Annotated in this window: 9 protein-coding genes; 8 read left to right on the top strand and 1 reads right to left on the bottom strand. The window is 48.3% G+C overall.

Annotated features, from left to right (window positions below; all coding sequences use genetic code 11):
- Positions 1 to 3: 3 nt before the first annotated feature.
- From GZZ87_RS13495 to GZZ87_RS13465, 7 genes are read left to right on the top strand one after another with little or no spacing between them, the layout of a single operon-like run.
- Positions 4 to 864, top strand: a complete 861-nt coding sequence (locus GZZ87_RS13495; RefSeq protein WP_162025804.1) for a DUF4114 domain-containing protein — start codon at positions 4 to 6, stop codon at positions 862 to 864.
- Positions 858 to 2810 (top strand): hypothetical protein, encoded by a 1953-nt coding sequence (locus tag GZZ87_RS13490; RefSeq protein WP_162025805.1) that lies wholly within the window; start codon positions 858 to 860, stop codon positions 2808 to 2810. The genes GZZ87_RS13495 and GZZ87_RS13490 overlap by 7 nt, the downstream gene beginning before the upstream one ends.
- Positions 2803 to 3612, top strand: a complete 810-nt coding sequence (locus GZZ87_RS13485) for an archaeosortase/exosortase family protein (protein WP_162025806.1) — start codon at positions 2803 to 2805, stop codon at positions 3610 to 3612. Before GZZ87_RS13490 ends, GZZ87_RS13485 begins: the two co-directional genes overlap by 8 nt.
- Positions 3605 to 4120: a hypothetical protein gene (locus GZZ87_RS13480; protein ID WP_162025807.1), complete on the top strand. Its 516-nt coding sequence runs from the start codon at positions 3605 to 3607 to the stop codon at positions 4118 to 4120. Before GZZ87_RS13485 ends, GZZ87_RS13480 begins: the two co-directional genes overlap by 8 nt.
- Positions 4089 to 4676: a hypothetical protein gene (locus GZZ87_RS13475; RefSeq protein ID WP_162025808.1), complete on the top strand. Its 588-nt coding sequence runs from the start codon at positions 4089 to 4091 to the stop codon at positions 4674 to 4676. The genes GZZ87_RS13480 and GZZ87_RS13475 overlap by 32 nt, the downstream gene beginning before the upstream one ends.
- Positions 4673 to 5635 carry a sigma 54-interacting transcriptional regulator gene (locus tag GZZ87_RS13470; RefSeq protein ID WP_162025809.1) on the top strand — a complete coding sequence of 321 codons (963 nt, stop codon included), beginning with the start codon at positions 4673 to 4675 and terminating at the stop codon, positions 5633 to 5635. The genes GZZ87_RS13475 and GZZ87_RS13470 overlap by 4 nt, the downstream gene beginning before the upstream one ends.
- Entirely contained in the window at positions 5632 to 6777 is a 1146-nt protein-coding gene (locus GZZ87_RS13465; RefSeq protein ID WP_162025810.1) for a glycosyltransferase family 4 protein, read from the top strand. Before GZZ87_RS13470 ends, GZZ87_RS13465 begins: the two co-directional genes overlap by 4 nt.
- Before the next feature lie 532 nt (positions 6778 to 7309).
- On the opposite strand, the gene GZZ87_RS13460 is transcribed toward GZZ87_RS13465, so the two are convergent.
- Positions 7310 to 8440: a PAS domain-containing sensor histidine kinase gene (locus GZZ87_RS13460; protein ID WP_162025811.1), complete on the bottom strand. Its 1131-nt coding sequence runs from the start codon at positions 8438 to 8440 to the stop codon at positions 7310 to 7312.
- A gap of 527 nt (positions 8441 to 8967) precedes the next feature.
- Between GZZ87_RS13460 and GZZ87_RS13455 the strand changes: the two genes are divergently transcribed.
- A complete protein-coding gene (locus GZZ87_RS13455; protein ID WP_244648120.1) occupies positions 8968 to 9846 on the top strand; it encodes a choice-of-anchor L domain-containing protein in 879 nt (292 codons plus the stop codon).
- Positions 9847 to 9853: the final 7 nt, after the last annotated feature.

Raw genomic sequence — 9853 nt, 5'->3', positions numbered from 1 at the left:
CCTATGAAAAACATTCTAAAACTCATCCTTGCGACTAGCCTCATTCAACAGATCAGCTTTGCACAAACAGAAGCTGACTTTCAAGATAGTGCGCGGCCTTTTGGGATCGATATTATCGATTCGGTGATGGCTGCAGGTTCCGACGAAGCTTCCGCTTCGTTTCAATCCGAAGACCTACCAGTGCTTTTGGATTTCGTGAATGCGAATCTCAGTGAATATCAGTCCTTATCAGACATTGCAGCAGTTTCACTCGATCCAGAGTCGTTATATTTGCATAATGATTCCGCTGTGCGTGTCTATTTCCTCGCTGAGGGCGCTGGATATCGCAATACCCTCGGGTTCACGACTCAGGATATTGCCACTGGAGACACCTCATCAGCCTCTTTAATTTTTCCAGATGCGTCTTCAAGTGCGACGTTTATGGATGAATCTTTTCTGACCAATTCGGACGCTTTGGAGAATGCGAATCGAACCAATAACACCCCCTTAGTCTCAGGGGACTTCGTAGATCTCGGCGTATATGATACTGGCACCTTTGTAGATTTCTTCTTGATTTCAAACGGTGCCAATGGTGGCAGTAACACTTATACCTCAGATGCATCAACGAACCCAGACTTAATACAACACGTGGTAGCCTTTGCGATTCCTGACAGTCCTTTTCTTTTGATTGGATTTGAAGACCTTTATAACGGGGGCGACCGCGACTTTAACGACATTGTCTTTGCGGTTGATATCGGTTCTCTAAATGTTGCTTACCTTGCAAACCCAGAACCGGCAGTTTGGTCGATGATGGCGGTGCTGTGCCTAGCTGGTTTCGTGATGCACCGTAGGCGTAGCGGTGAAATCCTATCGAGTATATGTTGAAGCGATTCTTGCTTTTTGTTTGCCTCGCAGTGGTGCTTTTATGTGCCACTGCGTTTGGTGTATCTACCTATTTGAAATGGCAAAGAAATGCTCAAGTAAAGGCGTGGGAAATGACCTACAACGATGCCTATCAAATGGTGGAAGCAGGAGATGCGGCAGAGGCGTTAGAATTATTGAATACACATTTTAGCCCGAAACAAGCAGGGCCGATTCAGCAGAAATGGCCGTCATTAATGGTGCAAGCCGCGATTGAGTGTCATGCGTATTCACAACTTGAGTCCTTAGTGGCCACCTATCCTGGCGTGCTAATGGAAAATGAATCAGCCGCACTATGGTGGATGCGTGCGCAGATGCACTTACAGGCTCCAGAGCCAGCAGAAAAACTGAAAGCACAGTGGCCAGAATCCATACGCAAACAGCCCAACCGTTGGCGTCTACTTGAGGCCGATGAGCTCGCTCGCGCGGGGGAAGGCACACTTGCCCTAGACTCGTTGAACAGTTGGCAAGGTGTGGGTAATGATGAAGTGAATCGTCAGCTTCGGATTGCATTGCTCGCTGGAGGGGATTCTGCGGCGATCATCGAAGCGCTGAATGCTGCCTACCTGGCAATGCCTCGCTCAGCTGAATTGCGCGCGATCAGCGCCGAGTTCCTAGAACGTATGGGCGATCCTATCCAAGCTCGACGGAATTATGTCGCGGCTTTCCTGCTTGATTCTGAAAACCCGCTCTACGGTCACTTGTTAGCGAAATTTTACCTGCGATTAAATGCGTTGCCTCAAGCGATTCAAACCTGGCGTGACTGCTATGAATACAGCGGTGATCCACGAGCGTGGTGGCAAGTCTGGTTCTGGGAACGTGTCACTCGATCGCGCGGCGAAGCCCTCGAACCTGTCGTGGGAGAGTGGTGGGGAGCGCTGCCGCCATTATTAGCAGAGACGCCTGCGGACGCCTTCCTATCAGCTGAGTTTTTATCAGGTCATACGCGACCTCCTGCGATCCTGACTAACAGTGAGGCCTATTATTGGTTGTGGACCTTGGAATTAATACGCGAAACAGACGAGGTTGCTGCGCTGGGTGTTCTGCGTAGCATGCACAAGGAACCAGTCCCTGTAGCGCCGGAATTACAGGCCTGTTTGACTGCACTGCTGGAGTGGCGAGTCGAAGGCACTTGGCCACGTGGAATGGCATTTAACGCGGGCCCGCAGGTGCATCGCTGGTTGCGCTTTTTAGAGGATTACCGCCCGAAAGATGCGCCCGATACTGAGACCCCATTGAGCACCATAGAGTCATTTCTCGCTTCAGACTATGCCATTGGCTCGCTCTTGATGGCAAACGGTTGGATGTCAGCTGCCGATCGTCTGTTACCAGGTCCTATCCCTGAATCACTTTATGAGGGAGAGACTTTGCTCAATTGGTTGCCGTTCGCGGACACCAAGACACAGACTGCGCTCTACGGCAGTGCCATTGGCTTACAGCGCAGTGAGGCCTATCCCAACGATCCCGCGGTGCAAGGCTTGGCTGGTGAACTGCTTTTATTAGAAGGCCAAACTGAGACTGGGATCGCACAGCTTAATCGTGTTTTAGCGACACCAGGCGCGATTGGATATCGGGCCGCTTATATCGCCGCCTTAGCCGCCTTGGAACAACAAAAATGGGAGGACTTAGATGCCGTTTTTAGACAGCGAAAAGACCTAAAAACATCCGTGGCAGGGCAGGAATTACAGGCTCGTGCAGCACTCGCGAAAGGACAGACGGCAGTGGCCGAAGCGATTTACACCAGTTTAGGAGCCGAATCCGTGGAAGGCTGTGTGTTTCGCTATCGCACGGCAATTCGCAACGAAGCCTATGCCGAAGCTCGTGAGCTTCTTACTACGCTAGTAAATGTTGCACCGAATGAGCCCAAGTTTCGCCAACTGTTGAACGAACTAAACACGCGCGATGGATAAGCCGCACCGCAGTTGGATTGCCACTCTGTTACTAGGCCTGATGCTGCCCGCAATCTGGTTCCTGGACTTAACTTGGTGGCATCTGTCTGCGGATGTGGTGGTGATCATCGCGCTGGTTCCACTGGCATGGTGGGTCGCTTTAAAAAATCCCGCTGTAGAGCCCAGAGTTCCTATTGAGACACGCTGGGGGTGTTTAGCTGCAATCAGTTTATTTTTGGGAGTGCTGCTCAATCAGATGTCTCTAATGGCATTCGGGTGGGCAGGGTTGGCGGTGCTATTTTGTTTTCCAGAGAGTGCGATCTCTAAACTGCGCTTGTGGGTGCTGTGTGCCGGAGCGTTCCCTTGGGTGTTGCTAGATTTAACCATTCTCAGTTGGTGGTTTCGTCTGAGTGGAGCAGCGGTGACTGGTCATCTTTTTGATTTATTTGGAATGGATGTCATCGTGCGTGGCACATTGCTCGAAATAGAAGGGCTACCGATTTCAGTGGAAGCTGCCTGTGGAGGCATGCAATTACTGCAGGTATTACTTAGCGGTGGGGTCGCATTGACGCTCCTACGTTTTCCTAAGCGCTCACTCTTTTGGGGAATGTTTGCTCTCTTACCGGCTCTCGCATGGGCGGCCAACACCGTGCGGATTATTATTATTTCGGGCTGGGGCTTGGCTTTTGGCGCAGAGCGAGCCGCAGGAGCCTTCCATACTTGGGGTGCTTTACTGGTGCTGGTGGTATTATTAGCTTTGTATCACTGGCTAGCCTTGGGCTTAGAAGCACTCTTCAACAAGGAAGGTGACGGATATGCCTAAGACCGAGCCTGCTTCCTCTGTGTTCAATGTAGCGTCTTTGCTTTGGGGGGCGATCACGTTGACGGCCATTGGTATGTCGCAGCCGATCTGGCATGCGTGGTTCCATGATCCCACACTGCGCTTTGCATTCGCTTCGTTTTTACTGTGGCTTTTGGCTACGCTGCTACAGTGGCGGAGATTCCCCATGATCTGGCCATGGCCCAAAACACTGCTCGTTGTTTTGGCTAGTGGTTTACTCTTTCTGGGAATCGCGGGTGAGTTGCAGGCCTTTATCTATCTAGCAGTCGGGATCTTATTTGTCCTCCCCATTCACGGTGCGTTGTTCAAGTGCCTTTGTTTCATACTGCTATCCAGTTTATGGATGCCCGCATTGGCATGGCTCCTCTTTCCATATATGGGATCTTTTTTGCCATGGAGCACGCTTCTTATTGCGATACTTTTGCTGATCTATAGTTTGACGGAACATTTCTTTCGTTATGCGTCAAAAACAAGTCATACTTCTATTTAGTTTACTGCTTCTCATGATTCTAGTGGCGGGTTATTTACGCACACTTGAGTTGGAAGATGCTTCGGAACGCATCGCCGCCTTTCCACAATCTGGACCAGGCTTCAGCGCACGCAGCATTCCGCTCACTGAATTCGAGGCCGATATGCTCGGCGAGGCGGATGGTTATAAGTGGGTTTATTCATGGAAAGGGCTACGTTACGCCATCACAATTCTAGATGGCACACATAACCGGCAAGCAGTGCATGATCCTCGCTATTGCTTTAGAGGAGCTGGTTGGAGCATTGAGCAAGATGAAGTGATCCCTTTTGCTGGAGGGTGCGCACGTAAGCTTAAGTTGCTCAATGACTCTGGCACGAGCGAAGCCTTATTTTTCTATTCGAACGGTGAACTGATTTTCGATTCACCTTTGGAGTATTGGATGCGCGCAACGCTTCGTCGCTGGTTGCGTTCCCATGCAGGCGGCGAGCCAGTGCTGGTCATGATACAGCCTGTAGATTCTGGAGTGGGCATTTTGCCTGTAGTCAATGAACTGATCCCCATGCTTACCATGCCATGAGCGAAATAAATAATAATTTCATGCAGCGATTCGAAGCAGAACTGCCTGGCGCTCGCTTTGCTACATTGCGCAAGCAACTGGTCCGTATCGCAGCGAGTGATCATTCGCTTCTCTTAACAGGTGCTTCTGGCACAGGGAAGAGTCGTTTAGCCAAATGTGTGCATGATTGCAGTGCCCGCAGAACGGGTGAGTTTGTCGAAATTAGTTGTGCAAGTATACCTGCACAGCTCTTGGAGTCAGAACTTTTTGGCTATCGAAAAGGAGCATTTTCGGGAGCTTTTAAGGATAAAAAAGGGCTTTTTGAATTGGCAGATGGTGGCACTTTATTTCTCGACGAGATCGGTGAAATGCCGCTCGAACTACAGCCCAAAATCTTACTTTTTCTACAAAATCGCTGCTTCTTTCCTGTCGGTAGCACCGAGACTGTATCGGTGAATGTGCGCTTGATTGCAGCCACTAATCAGGAGTTGAAGGAGGCCATACACGCGAAACAGTTTCGGGAGGATCTGTATTTTCGCTTAAACGTATTTGAAATTGAACTCCCAGCGCTGCGTGAGCGCCGGGAAATGATTCCGGTGCTGGCGGTTAAATTTCTGGCTAAAGCCATGGGGCAGGGGACTTTTCCGAAGTTTTCAGATGCCGCTCTCGATCAACTGCTAGGGTATGATTGGCCTGGTAATATACGTGAGTTGCGTAATGTCATGCTCCGCGTGGCAACGCTGATAGACCACGACGAAACGGTGTTACCCGAGCATTTGCCTGTCTTAGAGAGCACTCATCAAGAAGTTGCAGTGGGGCAGCAACAGTGGGCAGGGCAAACGTTGGCCGAGATCGAGTGTGAGGCGGTGCGTGGTGCGTTACTTGCGAACGACGGAAAGCGTGCTACCACGGCGACTCAATTGGGCGTCAGCGAAAAAACAATTTATAATTTAATTAAACGTTATCAAATTGAGCTATGAGCCTACCACGCCTACTTATTCTCGACGATAACCCTGACTTTGGTGGTCACCAAGTGATGGCTGCGTATGCCATGGAGGGGATCGTCGCTTCAGGTGAATGGGATGTGCTGACCTTATTGCACCCTGAGAATCAGAAGAATCGCGAACGACTGGAAACCATTCAATCGAGTCACCCTGATGTCGACTTCCAGATTGATCATGCATCGACCCGTAGCCGTAAATTTCAAGCACTGCGTCGCTATACCGAAGGTGCCGCTTTGCGCGGATTGGCTGAGCAAATCGCGGCCTTTAAGCCTGATCTCATCTTAGTGATTCAAGGAAATATAGAGCAGTGTTGCTCCATGTTTCGCTTACAAGGGCACCTTCCATGCCCGCTAGTGAGTTATATTCCCGTGCCACATCGCCATGCTGAAATGGGGGCGAAACTAGGAGCCTTGCGTGACTTTACATGTCGCGGCCTTTATGCGGTGCCCGATGGTTTTATCACGATTTCTAAAACACTCGGTGATATGTTGGTCGCCTATGGTGCCAAAGGGCGCATTCAGATTGTCGAGAATGGGATACCACTGGAACCCTTCGAGGATTTGCCGACTAAATCAGTTGCACGTGCGCAGTTTACCCTACCTTCAGAGGCTTTCATATGGGGCCAGATTGGTCGAATTGAGTTTAAGCAAAAAGGGCAGGACTGCGCCCTTGATTTATTTTTAGAGCGCAGTCAGCAGCATCCAGACGAGCATTTAGTCTTTCTCGGTAGTGGGCCAGATGAGGAGGCCTTGAAAGCTCTATCCGCGCCGCACTCAAACGTGCATTGCCTGCCATGGACGAATGAGCCTTCGGCACTCTATGCTGCGATTGATGCGTTGATCATGCCCTCGCGCTATGAGGGCGTTCCGCTCGCGATGCTGGAGGCCTTGGCCAATGGGATTCCCGTGGCGGCAACCGATAGGGACGGTATGTGTGATTGGTTACCTGCCGAATGGCGTTTTCCATACCGAGACCTCACAGTAGGGCTTCAAGCGATGGATGCGATTCGTCATGCCGATGCCAAGCAGATGAATACACTGAAAGCGCGCGTGTGGTCAGGGCATCGCGTGGTAGACTTTCAGAAGCAGTTTAACGAAGCCTTGGCGGCATGGTTATGAGTGTGACGCATCGAGTTTCTCATTGGTCTGAACGCCTTGCGATTGTCGGTTGTTGCATGCTTGTAATCGGCCTCATTCGGCTGACGCTTTGGAAAGAAAATGAATTGTTTTGGCTCAATTTAGGAGGCTATCCGATTTGGCTACGCGATAGTGTGCATTTCCTTTACTATCCATATTTGTTTTTCACAGTGACAACACTCTGCGTAGTCTCCCGATCAGTATTGGGCCGTTTTATACATGAGCTAATCTATCATAAAGTCTGGATTCTTTTATTGGTGGCATGGATTCTATTTTTCAGTAATTGCGGATTACTCATTGCCAACAATGTTATAAATCTCTGGATAGGGCAGCCTTTGCATCATCACGATGCCATTGATTCATTATAATTTTGAGCGCACACGTTTGCAACTGACTTCTTGTGTTCGCCGCCGCCAGTCGATCGTCAACTATTCTAACAAACGTATCAAACCTGAGGATCAGCATCTGTTGGATTCATGCGTAGTTACATTCAATTCATTCAGCTAGCGGCAGGCTACTTGATTTGTTTTTTTAGCTTAATATAGAAGTTGGTTCCGCTAGTTTCATCACTGGTAAAGGACACCTGTCCCTTTAAGTATTTAGTAAATAATTTTATACTGTAAGTGCCTATACCGCGTCCTTCGCCTTTTGTTGAGAAAGATCTTTGGAACATTTGCGCTTTAACGCTAGGAGGTATCACGGTAGTGTTGTTTACTTTGATCGTGACAGAGTCTTCCTCGGTAGTGAAACCGACAGTTACGCACCCGCCACTCTCTGAAGCCTCCAGCGCATTTTTAATCAGATTCCCAATGACTCTCCCTAGAATTGCCCGATCACTGACTATATGTAAGTCTTCGTCTATAGCAGTTAGCTGAATGTATTTTCCCAATGCTGCTGTGTGATTTTTGTAAGCCGAAATACTGTCGGTTAGAAGTTCAGCCAAATTAAAATCTCTCAGTGTTAGTTTAAGATCACCATTCTCAGCCATACTGAGGGCTCTGCCTGAATGGATTTCTTCGATCAATCTATGAGCCGACTTATCCAAGAGATCAAATATCTCTTCTTTCTCGTTCTCATCATCGATATCACTTAGAATTTCGGTCAAACCTGATATCCCGCCGGCAGTATTCATGAGGTCGTGAAAGAATGTGTATTCTAAAGCCTTACGGCGCTTCTCATGCTGAATATCCTGCAGTGTAAAATAGGTAAATTCTTGGCCATTCGCTTCATGTGGAGTCGCCCAAACTCGATAATCAGCGGATAGCTCGCCCTCCATCGTCAATCTGCATTCTGTAACTGCTTGGGTCCCTTTTTGCGCCTGCAGCACAGCATTCAATGCACCGCAATTTTCGCAATGACGAGAGGTGCCACATCCGCCTGCCTCTTCGGTCGCGTGCACACAATGAAAGACCTCGCCCATACGTTTGCCTAATATACAGGCAAACTCTTGTTCGCCCAATGCCTCGAGTATTCGATGGTTCGCGTAAACTATTTGGCGATTCATGTTTAGAATCAAAAAAATCAGAGGGATAGAATCCCCGAAAGAGCGTTGATCTTCCTGATTTTCAAAAAAACTAACCTGTGCTTTCAGGATGGCTTCATCAGCGCGCTCTGCAGGTGCGAAGTAAGTTTTTTTAGGTGTCATAAAAACAAGGTAAACTTAGAAAAAAAGGATGCTTATAGCAATGTATTTTTACAATGAAACACAGTTCATGCGACGCATTTTTCAGAATGCGTCTTATCTCAATGCACAGAGCTCTGAACGGCAACAACGCTCAAAAAAAACGATTCACTGCGGTTGCAAGCACACACTGGCAATTTCGAAGAGTCGTTAAATCTCTCCTGTAACGCAGCTATGGACTGGTTGAGCGAGTAGCTGTAACTTTTACAGTCGAATTTGTATAAATTGCTGTTCTCGTTTGCATCCTGCCTTTAGGGGGAATTGCGCATGCTATGTATATTGCTGCTGGTCAACAACTTGAAAGTTAAAATGAAAGGTTGGCACGATTCTAGCTATCAGATTGATGTGTCAAGCACTTGCCAGCGTAATTAAATCAATAACCCCATAATAAAAAGTTGAAAATGAATACAAACTATACTACAAAAGTTACTCCATTTACTTATGAAAACTTAAGTAATGATCAATACGCCAAAATGACCATGAGCACTATTATGAGATCGGCAATTCTACGAAAACTAACTCCATTAGCCTTTCTCCTTGCGGGCCAAGCATATGCTCAGACCACGATCACAGCAATGGACACTCCTGAGGCCTTGGCTCAGTCGCTCGTTGGTGCTGGTATCGAGATTAGCAATGTTCAATATACTGGGAATGTTGATTCCATTGGATATTTTACTGGCGGATATGCTGAAGGAAATGACATTAGCTCTGGAGTAATACTGACGACTGGACTGGCCTCATCTGCTGGCGCATCAAGCAATACATCGGGAAGCACGAGCTTCAACTCGCGTGTTTCCGGAGATAGCATGCTGAATACACTCATCCCAGGATACTCAACTTACGATGCGACTGTGTTGTCTTTTGACTTTGTTAGCAGTGGCGACTCCGCTTTTTTTAACTTTTCATTCGCCTCAGAGGAATACATCGAGTGGGTGGGGTCTAGTTATAATGATGTGTTCGGGTTCTTTGTGGATGGCGAAAATGTCGCTCTGCTTCCTGGTAGCGATACTGCCGTTTCGATCAATTCAGTCAGCAATCTGTCGAACTCAGATCTGTTTAACGATAATAGTTTAAAGAAGGGTGAATCACCTTATGCCTTTGAATATGACGGGTTCACTGATGTGTTCACTGCCGAAATCACAGGGCTTGAGCCAGGTGAAATCTATAATATTCAGATGGGTATCGCGGATGCAGGTGATGCATATTACGATTCCGCCGTCTTTTTGCAGGCTGGAAGCTTTTCTCAAGCGATGGTCGCGGCGGCGCCATCGGGAGCTCCAGAGCCTAGCACTGCGTTACTGATGGCGATGGCACTTTCATGCATTGTTTACCGTATGCGCTTCTCTGCCGAGCGAAGCTCCGCTGTATGATTTTAAA

The sequence above is a fragment of the Lentimonas sp. CC4 genome (assembly GCF_902728235.1).
In the GTDB taxonomy this organism is placed as follows: Bacteria; Verrucomicrobiota; Verrucomicrobiia; order Opitutales; family Coraliomargaritaceae; genus Lentimonas.
Note: the sequence above shows the minus strand (reverse complement) of the source record. Positions and strands in the feature narration are given on the sequence as shown.

Bases quoted from the DNA above. Each gene is read 5' to 3' on its own strand.
- GZZ87_RS13495 (WP_162025804.1), top strand. From the start codon at position 4: ATGAAAAACATTCTAAAACTCATCCTTGCGACTAGCCTCATTCAACAG.
- GZZ87_RS13490 (WP_162025805.1), top strand. From the start codon at position 858: ATGTTGAAGCGATTCTTGCTTTTTGTTTGCCTCGCAGTGGTGCTTTTA.
- GZZ87_RS13485 (WP_162025806.1), top strand. From the start codon at position 2,803: ATGGATAAGCCGCACCGCAGTTGGATTGCCACTCTGTTACTAGGCCTG.
- GZZ87_RS13480 (WP_162025807.1), top strand. From the start codon at position 3,605: ATGCCTAAGACCGAGCCTGCTTCCTCTGTGTTCAATGTAGCGTCTTTG.
- GZZ87_RS13475 (WP_162025808.1), top strand. From the start codon at position 4,089: ATGCGTCAAAAACAAGTCATACTTCTATTTAGTTTACTGCTTCTCATG.
- GZZ87_RS13470 (WP_162025809.1), top strand. From the start codon at position 4,673: ATGAGCGAAATAAATAATAATTTCATGCAGCGATTCGAAGCAGAACTG.
- GZZ87_RS13465 (WP_162025810.1), top strand. From the start codon at position 5,632: ATGAGCCTACCACGCCTACTTATTCTCGACGATAACCCTGACTTTGGT.
- GZZ87_RS13460 (WP_162025811.1), bottom strand. From the start codon at position 8,440: ATGACACCTAAAAAAACTTACTTCGCACCTGCAGAGCGCGCTGATGAA.
- GZZ87_RS13455 (WP_244648120.1), top strand. From the start codon at position 8,968: ATGAGATCGGCAATTCTACGAAAACTAACTCCATTAGCCTTTCTCCTT.